Origin of the sequence: Rhizobium sp. BR 249 (assembly GCF_047445895.1) — a bacterium.
GTDB lineage: Bacteria > Pseudomonadota > Alphaproteobacteria > Rhizobiales > Rhizobiaceae > Rhizobium.
The window spans coordinates 23,714-42,451 of record NZ_JARWKX010000006.1 but is presented as its reverse complement, the minus strand read 5'-3'; the positions used below and the strand labels follow the sequence as shown (position 1 = coordinate 42,451).

At 60.1% G+C, this 18,738-nt stretch carries 17 protein-coding genes; 12 read left to right on the top strand and 5 right to left on the bottom strand.

What is annotated here, in order from left to right:
• Positions 1-247 precede the first annotated feature (247 nt).
• The 6 genes from QD408_RS07690 (at position 248) to repC (ending at position 7,867) form a co-directional block, all read left to right on the top strand.
• Positions 248-1,210, top strand: coding sequence for a sugar-binding protein (locus QD408_RS07690; protein WP_414138888.1), 963 nt, complete (start codon positions 248-250; stop codon positions 1,208-1,210).
• 75 nt (positions 1,211-1,285) lie between these two features.
• Positions 1,286-2,827, top strand: coding sequence for a sugar ABC transporter ATP-binding protein (locus QD408_RS07685; protein WP_414138887.1), 1,542 nt, complete (start codon positions 1,286-1,288; stop codon positions 2,825-2,827).
• A 43-nt stretch (positions 2,828-2,870) separates the two neighbouring features.
• The gene (locus QD408_RS07680; RefSeq protein WP_414138886.1) at positions 2,871-3,896 is read left to right on the top strand and encodes an ABC transporter permease; all 1,026 of its coding nucleotides are present in this window, start codon (positions 2,871-2,873) and stop codon (positions 3,894-3,896) included.
• A gap of 327 nt (positions 3,897-4,223) precedes the next feature.
• Entirely contained in the window at positions 4,224-5,417 is a 1,194-nt protein-coding gene (gene repA / locus QD408_RS07675) for a plasmid partitioning protein RepA (protein ID WP_414138885.1), read from the top strand.
• A gap of 1 nt (position 5,418) precedes the next feature.
• Positions 5,419-6,420, top strand: coding sequence for a plasmid partitioning protein RepB (gene repB, locus QD408_RS07670; RefSeq protein WP_414138884.1), 1,002 nt, complete (start codon positions 5,419-5,421; stop codon positions 6,418-6,420).
• Positions 6,421-6,574: 154 nt separating this feature from the next.
• Entirely contained in the window at positions 6,575-7,867 is a 1,293-nt protein-coding gene (gene repC, locus QD408_RS07665) for a plasmid replication protein RepC (RefSeq protein WP_414138883.1), read from the top strand.
• 45 nt (positions 7,868-7,912) lie between these two features.
• Here the strand turns inward: repC and QD408_RS07660 are convergent, their stop codons facing one another.
• Positions 7,913-8,926, bottom strand: coding sequence for a substrate-binding domain-containing protein (locus tag QD408_RS07660; protein ID WP_414139012.1), 1,014 nt, complete (start codon positions 8,924-8,926; stop codon positions 7,913-7,915).
• Positions 8,927-9,194: 268 nt separating this feature from the next.
• Between QD408_RS07660 and QD408_RS07655 the strand changes: the two genes are divergently transcribed.
• The 6 genes from QD408_RS07655 to QD408_RS07630 all read left to right on the top strand — a co-directional run bounded on the left by QD408_RS07655 (position 9,195) and on the right by QD408_RS07630 (position 15,291).
• A complete protein-coding gene (locus QD408_RS07655) occupies positions 9,195-10,457 on the top strand; it encodes an ABC transporter substrate-binding protein (protein ID WP_414138882.1) in 1,263 nt (420 codons plus the stop codon).
• Between the two features lie 68 nt (positions 10,458-10,525).
• Positions 10,526-11,512, top strand: a complete 987-nt coding sequence (locus QD408_RS07650) for a carbohydrate ABC transporter permease (protein WP_414138881.1) — start codon at positions 10,526-10,528, stop codon at positions 11,510-11,512.
• On the top strand, positions 11,512-12,342 hold the full coding sequence (locus tag QD408_RS07645) for a carbohydrate ABC transporter permease (protein ID WP_414138880.1): 831 nt from the start codon (positions 11,512-11,514) through the stop codon (positions 12,340-12,342). Before QD408_RS07650 ends, QD408_RS07645 begins: the two co-directional genes overlap by 1 nt.
• 11 nt (positions 12,343-12,353) lie before the next feature.
• Entirely contained in the window at positions 12,354-13,379 is a 1,026-nt protein-coding gene (locus tag QD408_RS07640) for an ABC transporter ATP-binding protein (RefSeq protein ID WP_414138879.1), read from the top strand.
• A 61-nt stretch (positions 13,380-13,440) separates the two neighbouring features.
• The gene (locus tag QD408_RS07635; RefSeq protein WP_414138878.1) at positions 13,441-14,226 is read left to right on the top strand and encodes a ThuA domain-containing protein; all 786 of its coding nucleotides are present in this window, start codon (positions 13,441-13,443) and stop codon (positions 14,224-14,226) included.
• 27 nt (positions 14,227-14,253) lie between these two features.
• A complete protein-coding gene (locus QD408_RS07630; RefSeq protein WP_414138877.1) occupies positions 14,254-15,291 on the top strand; it encodes a Gfo/Idh/MocA family protein in 1,038 nt (345 codons plus the stop codon).
• Here QD408_RS07630 and QD408_RS07625 read toward each other — a convergent pair.
• The 4 genes from QD408_RS07625 to QD408_RS07610 all read right to left on the bottom strand — a co-directional run bounded on the left by QD408_RS07625 (position 15,288) and on the right by QD408_RS07610 (position 18,517).
• Complete coding sequence (locus QD408_RS07625) at positions 15,288-15,698, bottom strand: DUF4112 domain-containing protein (RefSeq protein ID WP_088684253.1); 411 nt, start codon at positions 15,696-15,698, stop codon at positions 15,288-15,290. The two genes, QD408_RS07630 and QD408_RS07625, sit on opposite strands and share 4 nt — an antisense overlap.
• A 147-nt stretch (positions 15,699-15,845) precedes the next feature.
• Complete coding sequence (locus QD408_RS07620; RefSeq protein WP_414138876.1) at positions 15,846-17,663, bottom strand: methyl-accepting chemotaxis protein; 1,818 nt, start codon at positions 17,661-17,663, stop codon at positions 15,846-15,848.
• Between the two features lie 345 nt (positions 17,664-18,008).
• On the bottom strand, positions 18,009-18,167 hold the full coding sequence (locus tag QD408_RS07615) for a hypothetical protein (protein ID WP_414139016.1): 159 nt from the start codon (positions 18,165-18,167) through the stop codon (positions 18,009-18,011).
• Between the two features lie 101 nt (positions 18,168-18,268).
• Positions 18,269-18,517, bottom strand: a complete 249-nt coding sequence (locus tag QD408_RS07610) for a hypothetical protein (RefSeq protein WP_088684300.1) — start codon at positions 18,515-18,517, stop codon at positions 18,269-18,271.
• Positions 18,518-18,738 lie beyond the last annotated feature (221 nt).

Here is an 18,738-nt window from a genome sequence, read left to right as displayed (position 1 = left end):
AATCGCGTTAATGCCTACATTGAAAGACAAATGGCGGCGGAAAACTTCACTCTGACAGCTCCGTGATGAAATGTTTTGATGCGTATTGATAATACTATTTACTAATTAAGATTCTTGTATACCGTCAGGGGGCGATCGGAACCAATGCCACTTGTCGCGTTGCGACGGCCCTAGGAGGGGGCGCGCATTCGGCCGGCCGTGTATCGCAAACGGGTTCGCGCGAGTGCGGCCCCTCGGGAGGTATGCCATGAAACAGCTGAAACGGAATGCAGCCTTGTTCCTTGCCGGGCTGATACTGACTGCGGCGCCAATTGCAGTAGCCGATGCCGCCGACAAGCCGACTCTTGCCTTCGTTGTCAACGGAGCGTCTGACTTCTGGAAAGCCGCGGAAGCGGGCGTGAAGAAGGCCCAGACCGAATTGCCTGACTACCAACTGGAGCTGAAATACCCTGAACAGGCGTCGGTAGCCATCCAGCAGCGCCTGATGGAAGACCTGGTTAGTGCTGGCGTCAAGGGAATCATGGTTTCCGCGGTCGATCCCAAGACTCAGACTGAGGGCTTGAACAAGATCGGCTCACAGACAGCTCTCTTCACGACCGATAGCGATGCGCCGCAGACCAACCGTGTCGCCTATATTGGTTCATCCAACATCGACGCGGGTCTGCAGGCGGCCGAAATCGCGAAGAAGGCAATGCCGGATGGCGGCAAGTGCATCGGTTTTGTTGGGCTCCTCGGCGCCGATAATGCCAAGGAACGCATCCAGGGCATGAAGGACGGGCTTAAGGGCACGAAGATCGAGCTGACAGATGTGCGCGGCGACGATATCGATCAGACGCGCGCAAAAAAGAATGTCGAAGATGCACTGGTGGCCAGCCCGGACGTGACCTGCATGGTCGGCTTCTATTCTTATAACACGCCACGCATCTATGAGGCACTGCGCGACGCCGGAAAGCTTGGGCAGATCACGGTCGTCGGCTTTGACGACGATCCGATCACGCTCGGCGGCGTCAAGGAAGGCACGGTCGCGGCAACCGTGGTGCAGCAGCCGTTCGAATGGGCATATCAGGGGATGAAGTTGATGGCCGCCTACCTCAAGGGCGACAAATCAGGCGTTCCCAGCAACGGCTTGATCATCATTCCGACAGTAGTCATCGGCAAGGATGACGTTGATAAATATGCCGCGAACCTGAAGGCCATGGCTGGAAAGTAATCCTCTTTTGCGGCGGGAGTGCTCCCCGCCGCAAAAGACGTTTCATGCCGCAGCACCAGCAGTCATGGACAGGCGATGAACCAGAACTCAGACATCCCGTCACCGAACCCGCCTGCAACGCCGTTCCTTTCGCTTTCCGGCGTTGGCAAGACTTATCCAGGCGTCGTAGCGCTTGAGGGGTTGTCGCTCGACATCGCGCCGGGAGAGGTCATCGGCTTGGTCGGCGAGAACGGAGCCGGAAAGTCGACGCTGATGAAAATCCTCGGCGGCGTGATCGCTCCGGATCGGGGCGTGATCCTGCTCGACGGCGCAGAACATCGCCATCTCACTGTGGAATCGAGCATTGCATCGGGCATCGCCTTTGTGCATCAAGAACTCAACCTTTTTGACAATCTCGACGTTGCCGCCAATATCCTCCTAGGCCGTGAGCCGTTGAAGGCGGGACCTTTCAAGTTTGTCGATCGCGCTCGACTTCGAGAGTTGGTGACCCCACTCCTAAAGCGCGTAGGGGCAAATTTTTCCGCAGACACACCTGTAGCCTCACTTTCCCTTGCCGAGCAGCAGATGGTGGAAATTGCCAAGGCGCTGTCCATCAAGGCGAGGCTTGTCATTTTCGACGAACCCACCTCCAGCCTGCCGCTGGCCGAAACCGAGCGGCTCCTGAACATCATCAAGTTGCTGAAGGCGGATGGTATCAGTGTAATCTTCATCTCGCACCGTCTCCACGAGGTCGAGCGGGTTGCGGACCGGGTGGTCGTATTGCGCGATGGCACGCTTGTGGGCACGCTCGCCAGGAAAGACATCGGCCACGACCAGATGGTCAAGCTGATGATCGGCCGGCTGCTCGCGGCCCGGACCGCAAAACCGCAGCGCTCACCGGGCGCGGTCGCATTGAAGGTCAGCGGCGTGCGCACCGGTGCTTATCCCGGCCGTCCGGTTGAGCTGGAAATCAGATACGGAGAAATCCTGGGGCTTGCAGGCCTCGTTGGGTCAGGCCGCACCGAGCTTGCAAGGATACTCTTCGGAATCGACCGGAGTTACGGCGGAGCCATTCTGCAGGACGGACGCCGAATCGACATCAGTTCTGCTCGGGACGCCGTCGCTCGCGGCATCTTCCTGGTGCCGGAGGATCGCAAGCGCAATGGCATCATTCTTGACCTCCCCATCGCTCAGAATATAACTCTCGCCGATCTTCCGAGGATTTCCCGCGGTTTCATGCTTTCGGCTGAGCGGGAGACTGCAGCCGCTGAAAAGCAGCGTGTTCGCCTCGGTATCAAGGCGCCTTCCGTGTCGACGCGAACCGGCACCCTGTCCGGTGGCAACCAACAGAAGGTGGTTTTGGCCAAATGGTTGTCGATGAGTCCGAGGGTGATGATCTTCGACGAGCCGACGCGCGGCATCGATGTCGGCGCGAAAAATGAAATCTACGGCCTGATGCGAGCGCTTGCCGATGCCGATGTCGCCATCCTGATGATCTCCAGCGACATGGAGGAGGTGATTGGCGTTTCTGACCGCATTGCCGTCATGCACGAGGGCCAGATCGCCGGCATTCTGAAAGAGGACGAATTCAGTCAGGAAAGTGTCCTTTTGCTTGCTGTCGGCAAAAGCGTAAAATAGCGGCTGCGGCCATGAGAAACCGATATCGGGGATGGAATCTCGAATGATCAAAAAAGATCTTGGACTGCTGCTTTTGATCGTCGTCGTCGGCATCGTCGTTGCCATCATCAATCCGCGCTTCTTGCTGCCGATCAACCTTGCGAACACCGCCAACCTGATCGGGCTGTTTGGCATCCTGTCGATGGGGCAGGCCTTTGTCATCATTACCGGCGGTATCGAGCTTTCGGTGGGCTCGCTCGTGGCGCTTCTCGGCGTGTTGTTCGTCGATTTCGTTGCGGTACAATATATGCCCTGGGCGCTGGCGCTGCCGCTCATTCTCCTGCTTGGCGCAGTCATAGGCGCCGTGCACGGCTGGCTTATCACCCGGCTCAACTTGCAGCCCTTTGTCGTGACCCTCTGCGGCCTCTTGATCTATCGGGGGGCAGCGCGCTTCTATACTGCCGACGGAACGGCGGGGTTTGCCTTCGGGCAGAGTTTCCCAGAACTCGAATTTCTAACAGCCGGGCGGTTCTATGGCATTCCCGTCACCTTCATTGCTTTGATCATTATTGCCGTCGCCATGTGGCTGGTGCTGCATCGTTCCGTCTTCGGGCGTTATCTCTACGCGGTCGGAAAAAACGAAGAGGCTGCTCGCTATTCCGGTATTCGGACCGATCGATTGGTTATGAGCGCCTATGTCATCTGCGGATTGCTTACGGCGCTCTCGGCGATCTATTTCGCCATGTACACGCGCTCGATCTCGCCCGCGAGCCATGGTCAATTCTACGAACTCTATGCGATTGCCGCCGCCGTGCTCGGTGGATTTTCGCTACGTGGCGGTGAGGGGTCGCTCGTCGGCGTCGTGCTCGGCACAGTCCTGTTGCAAGAGCTGCAAAATCTTGTGAACCTGCTCGGCATTCCGTCGTCGCTGAACTTCGCGGTCATGGGCGGCGTGATCCTCATCGGCGTCCTGATAGATCAACAATGGCATGCGATCCGTGCAAAGAGACGCCTTGTGTCCGCCGCCCGACAGGTCGATTCCCGTCTTCCAAACGAGGGAAGCTTGCCGATGGTTGCAAACCGCGACTAGGACAGCCGGTGGCTATTTGCGGCTGCTCGTCGAGGTTAGACGGGTATAGCGAGAATTGCTCGGGCTGGCTGCTCAGCCGAGCGGCGTCGCAAAATCCAATGAATTTCATATGTATAACAAAATGAGGGCCCTTGCCTGTTCGGCATTTCGGGCAATGCGAATCAGCCCCGTCCAGTGGCCAAATCGCTTGGTTTCGGCCCCCTTTGCCGGGGCTTGATGCGTGGTTCTGGTTAAGCATTTGTAATTCAGTCACGAATCGCGGCATATAGTAACTGCGCAACTGAAGCGCTTTCGTTCAAAATTGCGCAGTTACGTGGGAAAGAGATCATGCAGCCGAGTCTTGCTCTTCAAGATGATCAAGAGCACCTTCCGTCGCTTCTGGCAACGGATGCGAAGGAGTTGTCCTATCAGCTTCAGCAGCATCAGGCCAAAATCTTTCCCCCGCTGTCGCAAAAGACGATCAGGACATTTTCTCCGGCGGAGGCCGCGGCTTTCATCGGCATCGGCGAAGGTTATCTCAGGCAGGTTGCGGCCGACGGCCATGGGCCCGATCCGCTGCCGAATGGCCGCAGGCTCTACAGCGCAATGGACATGGACCGGATCCGCCGCGTCCTCGACGAACGGAACGGAACGCCGAAATATGTTCCGTTCCGCAGGCCGGGCGAAAAGCTCCAGATCGTCTCCGTGATGAATTTCAAGGGCGGCTCGGGCAAGACCACGACCGCGGCCCATTTTGCGCAATTCATGGCGCTGCGGGGCTACCGCGTGCTTGCCGTCGACCTCGACCCGCAGGCCTCCTTGTCCGCGCTGTTCGGCCATCAGCCGGAATTCGACGTCGGCGAGGGCGAAACGATCTACGGCGCAATCCGCTATGACAATCCGCGCCCGATCGCCGATATCGTGCGCGCCACCTATACGCCGAACCTGCATCTCATCCCCGGCAATCTCGAACTGATGGAATTCGAGCATGAGACGCCGAAGGCCATGACGTCGGGCACGGCGGAGACCATGTTCTTCGCCCGCATCGGCGAGGTGCTGACCGATATCGAAAGCCTCTACGACGTCGTCGTCATCGACTGCCCGCCCCAGCTCGGCTTCCTGACGATGTCGGCGCTCTGCGCGGCGACCTCGGTGCTGATCACAGTCCATCCGCAGATGCTCGACGTCATGTCGATGTCGCAGTTCCTGACGATGACGAGCGAACTCATGTCCGTCGTCGAGAAGGCCGGCGGGCGCACCAGCTATGACTGGATGCGCTATCTCGTGACGCGGTTCGAACCGAATGACGGGCCGCAAAGCCAGATGACCGGCTTCATGCGGGCGATCTTCGGCAATCGCATGCTCCACAACGCCATGGTGAAATCGACGGCCGTCTCCGACGCTGGCGTCACCAAGCAGACCCTCTACGAGGTCGAGCGGTCGCAGTTTACGCGCGGAACCTATGATCGGGCGCTGGAGTCGCTGAACCTCGTGAATGGTGAGATCGAAGCGCATATTCGCTCCACCTGGGGAAGGAGATAGGATGGCGCGCAAGAACCTCATCGAAATTTCCGCACCGAACCCGGCAAGGGCCGAAGCGGTCGCGCCACGCGACAATCGTCCGATTGCCGGCTTCGTGCCGCAGGAGCGCAGCGGCGGGCCGGTCGGCGGCATCACCAAGACGCTCGGCAACATCACCGAAAAGATGGAACGCGCCAGCGAGCTGGAACGGCAGCTTGCCGCCGGCCAGATGATCGTCGAACTCGATCCCGGCCTGATCGACGGTTCTTTCGTCAGCGACCGCCTGGCGATCGACGCGGCTGAACTCGCCGAGCTGGTCGAGCAGATCCGCGAGCATGGGCAGCAGGTCCCGATCCTCGTGCGTCCGCATCCGGAAGCCAAGGGCCGCTATCAGGTCGCCTATGGCCATCGTCGCCTGGCGGCCACGAGAGAGATCGGCATCAGGGTGCGCGCGGTCGTCCGCGATCTGACAGATGGCCAGCTGGTCGTCAGCCAGGGCCAGGAAAACAGCGCCCGGACCAATCTCTCCTATGTCGAGCGCGCCCTCTTCGCGTCGCGGCTAGAGGAACGCGGCTTCGGCCGCGACGTCATCATGGCGGCGCTGAGCGTCGACAAGGCGGCGCTGTCGAGGATGCTGATCGTGATACGGCAGGTGCCCTTGGCGCTCATCAATGCCATCGGTGCTGCGCCTGATATCGGCCGGCGGCGATGGCTGGAACTGGGCGAGCGGCTGGAAAATGCCGATGCCGACAAGATCACCGCGGAGTTGTCCGCGGACGACGCGCGCAGGATTTCGAGCGACGAGCGGTTTCACCGGGCATTCGTTCTGGCAGCGAAGAAGGCTGCGGCACCAAAGCCGGCCGCGGTCAAATCCGAGGTCAGCGGCGTGCCGGTGACAGTCAAGAAAACAGCGTCCGGCGCCACCTTCGTCTTCGACAGCAAGACCGCGCCCGGTTTCGATCAATTCGTCCAGGAGCGGCTGCAGGGCCTGTTCCAGGAGTTCAAAAAGCACAGAGGAGCGTAGCGCGCAAAAGAAAAAGGCCCCCAACGACGCCGTCGTGGAAGCCCTTCTCAGATCTTAAGCACATCGAGAATCGCATTTCCACGAATCACAGTCAAGCGTTCTTAGGCACCAAAGTGGTGGACGGTTTTCTTTTGCCTGAACGAAGGTGAAGGCAATGGAGAGTGGATATGTGACGACGCCCTTTGGGCGGCGGCCGATGTCGCTTGGCATGCTGGCAAGCCAGCAACTGGCCGAGACCATCGAGCCGGGAATGAGACGCAGCAAGTGGAAGCTGTTCAGGGCGATCTGCGAGGCGCGCCCGGTGCTCGGCGTGACCGATCGGGCGTTGACGGTGCTCGATGCGCTTTTGACCTTCTATCCCGATGACGAGATTTCCGAGGAGAAGGGCCTGATCGTCTTTCCTTCGAACGCGCAGCTTTCGCTTCGTGCCCGGGGAATGACGCCGGCGACACTGCGGCGGCATCTTGCCGTGCTGGTCGAGGCCGGTCTGATCCTGCGCAAGGACAGCCCGAACGGAAAGCGCTATGCGCGCCGAGACAGGGCAGGGGAGATTGGTGAGGCTTTCGGCTTCAGCGTCGCGCCACTGCTCGCCCGCGCGGTCGAGATTGAAGGTCTGGCCGCCGAGGTGGTTGCCGACCGGGAGCTCATCCGGGCGACCAGGGAACGTCTCACTCTCTGCCGGCGGGATATCTCCAAGCTGATCTCGGCAGCGCTCGATGAAACCGTACCGGGCGACTGGGAGCAGATGTCGCTGATGTTTCGCGATCTCGTGCGCAGGATTCCGCGTGTGGCAGGGGCCGAGGAATTGGCTTCACTGCTCGACGAGATGGGCCTGCTGCGCGACGAAGCCGTCAACCTGCTGGAAAGACATATAAAATTAAGAAAAATAGACGCCAATGAGTCTCAAACTGAGCGCCACAAACAGAATTCAAACCCCAACTCCACATCTGAACTTGAACCAAGCTTCGAACCGAAGCAGGGCGCGAAGCCGGCGGCCGATAACGACCCGATCGCCGGGCCGCAGGACGAGCAAAGATTGAAACATCCGGCATCGACCGGCAGGAAATCCGGCGCGGCAGATGCGATGGCGGGTCATACGCTGAAATCCTTCCCGCTCGGCCTCGTTCTCCAGGCCTGCCCGCAAATTCTCGATTATGGGCCAGGCGGAACGATCGGCAATTGGCGCGACCTGATGTCGGCTGCGGTCGTCGTCCGCTCTATGCTCGGCGTCAGCCCCTCGGCCTATGAGGAAGCCTGCGCCGGCATGGGGCCGGAAAACGCGGCGACGGTGATCGCCTGCATTCTGGAAAGGGGCGGACACATCAATTCGCCCGGCGGTTATCTCCGCGATCTCACCCGAAGGACCGAGAGAGGCGAATTTGCCATCGGTCCGATGCTGATGGCGCTGGTGCGTGCAAATGGCGGAGTGCGGCGCGATGCCGGCTGATGGACTTCAGCGGCTACACAGTCGTGCATCGGGAGGTTGCTCTCATCAGCGCGGCGGCGCGGTACTTTCCCGCAGGATCAGTTCGACCGGCCATAATTCGTGGATCTCGTCTGCGGGGCGGCCGGCGATGAGCTGTAGTGTCAGTTCGGCGCAGCGTGTGCCCGCGGCGCGCATGGAGGATCGCGTGGTCGAGAGCGACGGGACCATATTCTCGGCCGTCAGATAGGGAAAGACGTCGTCATGGGCGATGACGGAAACATCCTGCCCCACCGTCATTCCGAGCGAACGGACGGCGCGGTAGACACCAAGCGCTGTCATCGTCGAACCGGCAACGATGGCGGTCGGCGCATTGGTGCTCTCCAGAAAAGAGCGGGCATGGCGAAAGCCGCTCTCGTCGGAGAATTTGTCGCAGGCCATGAGGTTGGGATCTGCGGTGAGCCCGCGCTCCTGATGGGCTAGCCGAAAACCCTGTTCGCGATGGATCGAATAGGTCTTGCCTCGCAGGCCATTGATCATCGCAATGCGCCGGTGCCCGAGATCGAGCAGGTGCTCGGTGGTTCGGCGCACGGCATTTTCATTGTCGATATCGAGCCACGCATGCACATGCTCGGTCTCCGAGCGGCCGTGGACCAGAAAAGGCACGCCCAAGCCATTCAGCATCTCGATCCGCGGGTCTCTGGGGCGAGGCGAATGAATGATCACGGCGTCCACCCGGCGGCTTTCGACTAGGCGCCGGTAGGCCTGTATCTCGTCGTCGTCATTGTGCGCGGTAATCGGTGTGATGAGAATATCCGTATCGGTCGTTTCCAGGCGTTGCGCCATGCCCGACACGAATTCAGCGAAATGAATTTCTCCCGAGCGCCCCATCATGACGCCTATCGCTCCGGCCCGCCCGGTCTTTAGCCGCACGGCATTGATATCGGGGCGATAGCCGAGCCGCATTGCTTCGCTTGCAACCCGGGCACGCGTGGTTTCGCTCACCTCCGGATAGCCGCTGAGCGCGCGGCTGACCGTGGTCGGAGAAAGCCCAAGCTGCTTTGCAAATTCACGAAGTTTCATCGGTGTCTTCTTTGTCCCGGAAATCAATGGACGATGCGTTGGCGATGCGCAACGGCCAAGTGCCAATTCGGCGAAAATTGAAAACGTTTTCAATTGTGTGGCTTTGAAATATCATTTGTTGCTCCGGAATTTATGCCTTTAACCGTGCATTTCAGGCATTTTTATCATGCAAGTACAACCATCGGAAGCCGTTTTGGTATCTTGACGTCGCCGAAGCCTTCTGCAATGGTCCGTGTGCCAAATCGATTTCAATTTCTGGGAGGAGATTATGAAAAAGTTTGCTCTGGCCTTGTCCGCGCTTGGCCTCGCTATCGCCGCTGGCCCCATCCATGCCGCCGAAATTTCGTTTGCTGCGAACACCACGGGGAAAAACGTCGAATTCCTGAACAAGCAGCTCGCAATTTTCGAGAAGGAGACCGGCAATCAGGTGAAGCTCGTCACCATGCCGTCATCGAGCAGCGAGCAGTTCTCGCAATATCGCTTGTGGCTTGCCGCAGGAAACAAGGACATCGACGTTTATCAGACCGATGTCATCTGGGCGCCGCAGCTCGCCGACCAGTTCATTGATCTGAAGGAAGCCACCAAGGACGTGGCCGGCCAGTTCTTCCCGTCGATCATCGCCTCGCAGACCGTCAACGGCCGGCTCGTGGCGCTGCCGTTGTTTACCGATGCTCCGGCGCTGTTTTATCGAAAGGACCTACTCGAGAAATACGGCAAGCAGCCGCCGAAGACCTGGGACGAGATGGCTGCAACCGCCAAGGAGGTCCAGGATAAGGAACGCCAGGCCGGCCAGAAGGACCTTTGGGGCTACGTCTTCCAGGGCAATTCCTACGAGGGGCTGACCTGCAACGCACTGGAATGGGTGAAGTCGTCGGGCGGCGGCCAAATCGTCGAGCCGGACGGGACGATCTCGATCAACAACGAAAAGGCGGCGGCAGCGCTTGAACGCGCCAAAGGCTGGATCGGCACGATCTCCCCGCCCGGCGTGCTCGCCTATCAGGAAGAAGAATCGCGCGGCGTCTGGCAGACCGGAAACGCCGTCTTCATGCGCAACTGGCCCTATGCCTATTCCCTCGGCAACGGCGCCGACAGCGCCGTGAAGGGCAAGTTCGACGTGATGACGCTGCCGGTCGCGGCCGCCGGCGACAAGCCGTCCTCGACGCTCGGCGGCTGGAACCTGGCGGTGTCGAAATATTCGGAAAAGCAGGAAGCAGCCATCGCGCTCGTAAAATTCCTGGCGTCGAAGGACGTTCAAAAGGCCCGCGCCATCGAGCTGTCCAATCTGCCGACACTGACGGACCTTTATGACGACAAGGATGTCGCCGCCGCGCAGCCCTTCATGCCCAACTGGAAACCCATTTTCCAGGATGCGGTGCCGCGTCCTTCGGCAACCGCCAAGGTGAAATACAACGAAGTGTCCTCGAAGTTCTGGACGGCAGTGCACAATACGCTGTCCGGCAGCGGCTTGGCCGCCGAGAACCTCGAGCTCCTCGAAGCCGACCTGACGACCCTCAAGGGCGACGCCTGGTGATGAACGGGACCGGCGGCCGGGAGGTCGTCGGTCCAGTCTCCGGAGGGCTAAACAGGGGCTAGGCTTTCATGACTGAAATCGCAGTTCCACAAGCAGTTGAACCTAGGGTTTCCCGTTTCAGGGCCTCTACGGAGCTGCGATCCGAGCGCATCCGATCGGCCTGGGTGTTCCTGGCGCCGACGCTGTTGATCCTGGCTATCGTCGCCGGCTGGCCGCTGTTCAGAACGATCTATTTCAGCTTTACGAATGCGTCGCTCAACGACCTTGGCAATGCTGAGTTCGTCGGCTTTGCCAATTATCTGTCGTGGGTGACGCTGAAGAGCGGAAAGACCGTCTATCGCGGCCTGCTGGCCGATCCGGTCTGGTGGAATGCCGTCTGGAACACGGCCAAATTCACTCTCCTTTCGGTCACGATCGAGACTGTGCTCGGCTTGATCGTCGCGTTGGTGCTGAACGCCCAATTCGTCGGGCGTGGCATCGTCCGGGCGGCAATCCTCATTCCCTGGGCGATCCCGACCATCGTCTCGGCCAAGATGTGGGCCTGGATGCTCAACGACCAGTTCGGCATTCTGAATGATGTCCTGCTCGGCCTTGGCCTGATCAGCGAGAAGATCGCCTGGACCGCCAATCCGGAAACGGCGATGATCGCCGTGCTGATCGTCGACGTCTGGAAGACGACGCCCTTCATGGCGCTTCTGATCCTTGCCGGACTTCAGATGGTGCCGGGAGATATTTATGAAGCGGCCAGGATCGACGGCGTCAATCCGGTCAAGGTTTTCTGGCGCCTGACGCTGCCGCTGATCCGGCCTGCCATCATGGTTGCCGTGATCTTCCGGATGCTGGATGCGATGCGCATCTTCGACCTGATCTATGTTCTGACGCCCAACAATGCGCAGACGAAGACCATGTCGGTGATGGCGCGGGAAAACCTGTTCGACTTCGACAAGTTCGCCTACGGCGCTACCGCCTCGACGGTGCTTTTCCTCATCATCGCTTCCGTCACCGTCCTTTATATCTGGCTCGGCCGCGTCAGGCTCGGCGGGGAGGAACGCTGATGCTGCTTTCGATCACCAAGAATACGCTCTTCTACCTGCTCGTCACGATCATCGTCATCATTGCGGTGTTTCCATTCTACTATGCGATCCTCACCAGCCTGAAGACTGGCACGGCCCTTTTCAAAGTCGATTATTGGCCGACCTCGATCTCCTTCGGCAACTATGCCTCGGTGATGGGGCAGGGCGGTTTCGTCCGCAGTCTTGCGAATTCCGCGATGATCGCCTGCGTCGTGGTATCGGCATCGCTACTGCTTTCGATCACCGCTTCGTTCGCTTTGGCTCGGGTGCACTTTCGCGGACGGGCGCTGTTGATGCTGACGATCCTCTCGGTGTCGATGTTCCCGCAGATTGCCGTTCTTGCCGGCCTCTTCGAACTCATCCGCTGGATCGGCATCTTCAACACGCCCTTCGCGCTGATCTTCTCCTACATGATCTTCACGCTCCCCTTCACCGTCTGGGTGCTGACCACCTTCATGCGGGAATTGCCGATCGAGATCGAGGAGGCGGCGATCGTCGACGGCGCCTCGCCATGGGTCATCGTCACCCAGGTGTTCATGCCGCTGATGTGGCCGGCGCTGGTGACGACCGGGCTGCTCGCCTTCATCACCGCCTGGAACGAGTTCCTTTTCGCGCTGACGTTCACATCGTCCGATACGCAGCGAACCGTCCCGGTCGCCATCGCCCTGCTGTCAGGCAACAGCGAATTCGAAATCCCCTGGGGCAACATCATGGCGGCGTCGGTGATCGTCACCGTGCCGGTCGTTGTGCTTGTTTTGATATTCCAGCGCCGGATCATTTCGGGGCTGACCGCCGGCGGCGTCAAGGGTTGAGGGAGTAGGACATGGCTGAAATCCGATTGGAAAATATCCGCAAGAGCTTCGGCGCCTTCGAGGTGATCAAGGGCGTAACGATGGACATCCGCCGAGGCGAGTTCATGGTGTTCGTCGGGCCTTCGGGATGCGGCAAGTCCACGCTGCTGCGGCTCATCTCCGGGCTCGAGGACATCACCTCGGGAACCCTCTCTTTCGACAATGAGATGGTAAACCGGCATGCCCCGTCCAAGAGAGGGATCGCCATGGTGTTCCAGTCCTATGCGCTCTACCCGCACATGACGGTGTTCGACAACATGGCTTTCGGCATGAAGCTTTCCGGGAGCAACAGAGACGAATGCCGCCGGCGCGTCGAACAGGCTGCCGGCATGCTGCAGCTCTCGCCCTACCTGGACCGTCTGCCACGACAGCTTTCCGGCGGTCAGCGTCAGCGCGTCGCCATCGGCCGGGCGATCGTGCGCGATCCCAAGGTCTTTCTCTTCGACGAGCCGCTTTCCAACCTCGATGCGGCGCTTCGCGTCGCGACGCGGCTTGAGATCGCGAAGCTTCATCGCAGCATGCACGGCACGACGATGATCTATGTGACGCATGATCAGGTCGAGGCCATGACGCTGGCCGATCGGATCTGCGTGCTGAGAGACGGCGTCGTCGAGCAGATCGGCACGCCGCTGGAACTTTACGAAAGCCCGAATTCGGTCTTCGTCGCCGGCTTCATCGGTTCGCCGAAAATGAATTTCCTGTCCGGCGGGCTGGCGCAGCCCTATGACAGCCATACGATCGGCGTGCGCGCGGAGCATGTTCGCATCACGGCCGAAGCGCCGGTTTGGAGCGGCACGGTCATCCATTCGGAAATCCTCGGCTCCGACAGCTTCGTCTATGTGGACATCGGGGCGGATGAGCCGCTCATCGTGCGGGAGACGGGCGTCTCCCGTCACGAGCCGGGGCAGGCGCTTGGCCTTGCGCCGCTTGCCGGCCATGTCCACCGTTTCGACGGGTCCGGCCGGGCGCTGGAGCGGACAACGATGCAGGCCGCCTGATCTTCCCAAGATCGATATTCCTCACAAGACCCGATCCATCCAACTGCCAGGAGTGAACGACGTGACCATTCGCACCATCGTCTGGGGTGAAAACATCCACGAAAATATCAATGAGATCGTCCGGGGCATCTATCCCGAAGGCATGCACACGACGATCGCCAAGGCGCTGAATGGCGATCCCGCCATCTCCGCGACCACCGCGACGCTGCAGGAGCCGGAGCATGGGCTGAGCGAGGCCCGCCTTGCCGAAACCGACGTCTTGACCTGGTGGGGCCATAAGGATCACGGCGCCGTGTCCGATGTCGTCGTCGAGCGCGTCGCCAAGCGCGTCTGGGAGGGCATGGGCCTTCTCGTTTTGCATTCCGGCCATTTCTCGAAGATCTTCAAGCGGCTGATGGGTACACCCTGCGCGCTGAAATGGCGCGAGGCGGGCGAGCGCGAGCGGCTGTGGACCATCAACCCACGCCATCCGATCGCCGCCGGCATCGGCGAACATTTCGAGCTTGAGAACGAGGAAATGTATGGCGAGCAGTTTTCGGTGCCGGAGCCGCTCGAAACGGTGTTCATCTCCTGGTTCCAGGGCGGGGAAGTGTTCCGTTCGGGCCTGACGTGGCGGCGCGGCGCCGGCAACATCTTCTATTTCCGCCCCGGCCACGAGACCTATCCGACCTATCACGACGCCACGGTGCAGAAGGTGCTGATCAACGGCGTCAAGTGGGCCTATAACCCCGAGGGATCGTTGACTGGTATTACCGACGCTCCAAATGTGCCGGTAGAAAAGGCATTGGAGCCGATCGTCGAACGCGGCCCGAAACTGCACCAGGCCGGCGAAGCCGGTTACCGCTGAATTCGATAAACGACCATGAGGACAGAAATGCGCTTGATCATTCTCGGAACCGGAGGATGGGCAAATACCCATGCCATGAATTTCTCGGAAATCGCCGGCGTCAAAATTGTTGCCGCCGTCGATACGGACGAGGTCCGGCTGCGGGCCTTCGCGCTCAGGCATGGCATCCCGCTCACCTTCACATCGCTCGATGACGCCCTTGCGTGGGGGGAGTTTGACGCCGTGACCAATGTCACGCCGGATCGCGCGCACTATTCCACAACGATGAAGATACTCGGCGCCGGCAAGCATGTCCTCTGCGAGAAGCCGCTTGCGGTCAACTATCGCGAGGCCAAGGAGATGGCCGACGCCGCGGCGGCATCCGGCAAGGTCACGATGGTGAACCTGACCTATCGCAACGTGGCACCGCTTCAGGCCGCGCGAAAAATGGTGCTGGACGGCCGTCTCGGTGCGATCCGCCATTTCGAAGCCTCGTATCTGCAAAGCTGGCTGGTCTCCAAGGCCTGGGGCGATTGGACCAAAGAGTCGCAATGGCTTTGGCGCCTGTCGACGAAGCACGGTTCCAATGGCGTGCTGGGCGATGTCGGTATCCACATTCTCGACTTCGCGGTCTTTGCCGCCGGCAGCGACGTCAAGGCGGCGGCGTCGCATCTCAAGGTTTTCGACAAAAGCCCTGGGAACCGGATCGGGGAATACGAGCTCGATGCGAATGACAGTTTCCTGATGATGGCCGAGCTCGAAAACGGTGCGGCTGGCGTCATCCATGCCACGCGCTGGGCGACCGGCCATCTGAACGAATTGCGCCTGCGCCTGCATGGAGATAAGGGCGCGCTGGAGGTGGTGCATACGCCTGAAGGTTCGACACTCAGGACCTGCGAAGGCGCCGACGCCGACAAGGCAATCTGGCGCAAGATCGAGGTCGAACCGGTCATCACCAATTTCCAGCGATTTGCAAACGCCGTGCGAGCAAGGCAGCCGGATGAGCCGGGTTTCGGCCACGCCGCCAAGCTGCAATTCGTTCTTGATCACGCGGTAAAGACGGCCGGCGCCTTGACCGAGCTCTAGACGGAGCCTCTAGCTGCGCGCCGGTCCAATTCGTCTTCGCTGATGCCGAAGTGTTCGAGGATGATGCCGACGTTGCGGCGATGGGACTTGAAATAGACGTCGAAGACATCGCCGATCAGCGGAACCGTCCCGCCGGCCGCATCGATGCCGAGATTGACCGCCATGCGCGCGAGCTTGTGGTTGGGAACGCCGAGACGCCGCGCTTCATTGAGGATGTAGAGACCGATGAGCGAGGTGGCGACGTCGCCGACGGCGGGAAGGAGGCCGAGCACGGAATCCGCGCCGATCCGCACGCCGACGACGGGCAGCCTGACCGCCGTGTCCATCAGCCGGGCGATGCGGACGGCGCGCTGGATTCTTTCGCGCTCGATCGACGTGAGGCGTTTCGTGTTGGCGGAAGTCGGCATCAAATCCCCGCGGCTTCGGAGATCATTGCCGCGAGAGGCTGGTGCAGCGATGGTGCGGGTGTCACGATCATGATTTCCATTGCCGTGAAACGCCGCAAGCCCGATAAGGTTCGTCCGCGGCGTGAATCCGTCACGCCGCAACCGCCATCAGGCAGCTCTTTGCGATTTTGATCCGCTGACCGGCGCATCGATCTGAAAACGGCCGACCACCCCTTCCAGCGTCTGCGTCTGACCGCCGAGCGCGCGGCAGGCGGAGACGGTTTCCACGGCCATGGCGGCGTTGCGTTGGGTGACCTCATCGAGCGCGCTGACGGAGGCATTGATCTCGCCGATCGCTACGGCCTGCTCGGAGGAGACGGAAACGATGCGGGCGATGAGGCTGGACACCTGTTCGACCTGGCCTTCGATCTCCAGAAGCGCCTTGCCGGTGCGGTTGACGAGCTCCACCCCGGTGGACACCTGGGTCGAGGAGGTTGATATCAGCGCCCGGATTTCCTTGGCGGCATTGGCCGAGCGCAGGGCGAGTTCGCGGACTTCCTGTGCGACGACTGCAAAACCCTTGCCGGCCTCGCCGGCGCGGGCGGCTTCAACACCGGCATTCAGTGCCAGGAGATTGGTCTGGAAGGCGATTTCATCGATGACGTTGACGATTTCGCCGATCTGGGCGGACGAGCCTTCGATCCTCTCCATGGCGGCGATCGCATCGCGAACGACGGCGGCCGAATGTTCGGCGCTGCTACGGGTCTCGGCCATCATTCCGGTCGCCCTGCCGGCATGGCGCGAGGCGTCCTTGGTCTTGGCGTTCATCTCCTTCAGCGCAGCGGTGGCCTCTTCGAGCATCGCTGCCTGCTGCTCGGTGCGCGAGGCGAGGCTATCGGCCGCATTGGTGATGCCGGTCGAGGAACTGCCGACCTGCCGGGAGGTATTGGCGATCTCGGCCATCGAGGCGGAAAGCGCGTTCATGCTGTCGTTGAACTTCGCGCGCAGGGTCTCGTAGGCGGTGGCAAAGGGTGTCGTGATCCGGCAATCGAGATTGCCGTGCGACAGCTGGTCCAGGCCGTATGTCAGCTCGTCGATAACGGTTTCGCGTGTCTGCTCCTCGGCCGCCTTTTCGGCCATCTGGCTGCGCTCGCGCTCGAATTCGGCATTGCGAAGCGCCGTTTCACGCTTCTGCGCGTCCTGGCGTTCCAGCGCATTGCGGCGGAAGACCGCGACCGCCTTGGACATGGCGCCGATTTCGTCGGAACGGTTGGCATAGGGAACTTCGGTCGAAAAATCGCCCTCGGCGAGATTGCCCATATAGGCCTTCATACCGTCGAGCGGCACGATTGCGCGGCGGCGCAGGAGATGGAGCCCCACCAGCAGCAGCGCGAAGGAGCCGAAGCCGGCCGCACCCGCATAGATCGTCCAAGTCACGATTTCCGAGGCTGCGTTCTTTTCCTCGCCCTTCAGGAAGGCGTCGGAATTGGCGACGAGTTTCTCCACGGCATCCTGGTGCGCATGGAAGGCGACGCGCAATTGCTCGATTGCACCGTGCGCCTTGTCTTCATCCTTTGCATTCAGCGCCGGGATGATCTCGCGGTTCATCACGTCCCAGAATGCGTCACCCTTGGCCAGCACGTCGTTTTCGAGTTCGTCCTTCAAAGCCTGCGGCAGCCGGGTGGTTTTCCAATAGGCGCGACGGTCGTCGTAAGCGGCCTTCAGATTTGCGATCTTCGCCAGGTTGGTTTCGCTGAGTTCGGGAAACTTGCTGGCTTCGAAGGAGAGCATGTAGGATTCGACCACGAAGAGCGGCGGCGGCAGAATATCGGCGATGAGATCCTTGCCGTAGACGACCTGCTCGTAGACCGGGCCGTTGACCTTCAGCCGTTCGAGCGCCGATTGCTGCAATCCGATCGAGATGAAAAGACCTGCTGAAACGGCGACGCCGAACGCCACCAGGCTACGGGCAATAGTAAAAGACAAGGTCGACTCCAAATAATTTGTGGCGCCTGCGTGTTGAGAGGCCTGATTTACGTAGAGCATTATTTCGGAAGAACGCTGAGATATGGTTAATTCTTCTGATGTCAGAGCTCGGCAGGTTTTCCCAGCTTGCGGATAATCGTCCAAAATTGGGGTGGTTGGTGAATTCTCGAAGCCGTTTGTGGTATCAAGCCACCAATTGCCATCGTATGGCATGCGGCGAGGGCGCTATATCTGATTGCAAAGGAGATGAGTATGGCTGAACCTCAGCTTTCGGTCCGAAGCGCAAGGGTGCGTGATCTACGCGAGGCCGGTCATGAGCCGGCATCATCTTTCTACGCCAGGCTTTCACAGCAAAGCGGGGCGGATATTGACCTTGAGGCCGTCCTCAAGGAGGGCCGGCAGGCGCATGAGGGCGTCGAGCTTTGATTTTTTCGATACCAACATTGTTTCGGAGATTTTGAGCAAATCGCCGATGAAGCGGTGATCGCGTGGCTCGTTCGTCATGACGCTGAATTGGCTTTGCCGAGGAGTTTTAATCCACGGCGCATTGGAAGCAGGAACCTAAATCCGGGCGGACGGGGTTTGTAAATTGCCGACGGCGCCTATCAGGCCAATCGCAGCAGCATGTCGTTGAGATTGCCGATCTCCCGCAGCAGTTCGACCAGCCTGTCGGTATCGCCCTGGCTGAGCCGGCCCGTTCCGCCGCTGGTGTTCCAGAGATCCTGAAATTCCTGGCTCATGGTGCGTGCGCTGCCCATGATGTCGATGATCTGGGCGCGGTTTTCCCAGGTTGCGACGACGACCGGTTCGTCCATTTCCACCGGCATGTCGGTTTCACGTTCCAGCAAAAACAATTCCTGCTTCCTTTTGCGCGATGACGGCTTGGTTTGGATGGCGCCATCGAAGCTGAGGGACGGGCCATTGCTGTAATTACTCAGGAACATGGGTTTGACGGTCTCAGAACGATTGAAAATCAAACGATTGGCTAGCGGGTATGGGGCGGAACCCGTTAGCCAATCGGCAAACCCTTCCTGGAATCACCCGAAGCAGGGGTCGCAGGAGCAATAAATGGGAA

Excerpts from the sequence above, each read along its gene's own strand:
- QD408_RS07690 (WP_414138888.1), top strand. The coding sequence starts at position 248 with ATGAAACAGCTGAAACGGAATGCAGCCTTGTTCCTTGCCGGGCTGATA.
- QD408_RS07685 (WP_414138887.1), top strand. The coding sequence starts at position 1,286 with ATGAACCAGAACTCAGACATCCCGTCACCGAACCCGCCTGCAACGCCG.
- QD408_RS07680 (WP_414138886.1), top strand. The coding sequence starts at position 2,871 with ATGATCAAAAAAGATCTTGGACTGCTGCTTTTGATCGTCGTCGTCGGC.
- repA (WP_414138885.1), top strand. The coding sequence starts at position 4,224 with ATGCAGCCGAGTCTTGCTCTTCAAGATGATCAAGAGCACCTTCCGTCG.
- repB (WP_414138884.1), top strand. The coding sequence starts at position 5,419 with ATGGCGCGCAAGAACCTCATCGAAATTTCCGCACCGAACCCGGCAAGG.
- repC (WP_414138883.1), top strand. The coding sequence starts at position 6,575 with ATGGAGAGTGGATATGTGACGACGCCCTTTGGGCGGCGGCCGATGTCG.
- QD408_RS07660 (WP_414139012.1), bottom strand. The coding sequence starts at position 8,926 with ATGAAACTTCGTGAATTTGCAAAGCAGCTTGGGCTTTCTCCGACCACG.
- QD408_RS07655 (WP_414138882.1), top strand. The coding sequence starts at position 9,195 with ATGAAAAAGTTTGCTCTGGCCTTGTCCGCGCTTGGCCTCGCTATCGCC.
- QD408_RS07650 (WP_414138881.1), top strand. The coding sequence starts at position 10,526 with ATGACTGAAATCGCAGTTCCACAAGCAGTTGAACCTAGGGTTTCCCGT.
- QD408_RS07645 (WP_414138880.1), top strand. The coding sequence starts at position 11,512 with ATGCTGCTTTCGATCACCAAGAATACGCTCTTCTACCTGCTCGTCACG.
- QD408_RS07640 (WP_414138879.1), top strand. The coding sequence starts at position 12,354 with ATGGCTGAAATCCGATTGGAAAATATCCGCAAGAGCTTCGGCGCCTTC.
- QD408_RS07630 (WP_414138877.1), top strand. The coding sequence starts at position 14,254 with ATGCGCTTGATCATTCTCGGAACCGGAGGATGGGCAAATACCCATGCC.
- QD408_RS07625 (WP_088684253.1), bottom strand. The coding sequence starts at position 15,698 with ATGCCGACTTCCGCCAACACGAAACGCCTCACGTCGATCGAGCGCGAA.
- QD408_RS07615 (WP_414139016.1), bottom strand. The coding sequence starts at position 18,167 with ATGACGAACGAGCCACGCGATCACCGCTTCATCGGCGATTTGCTCAAA.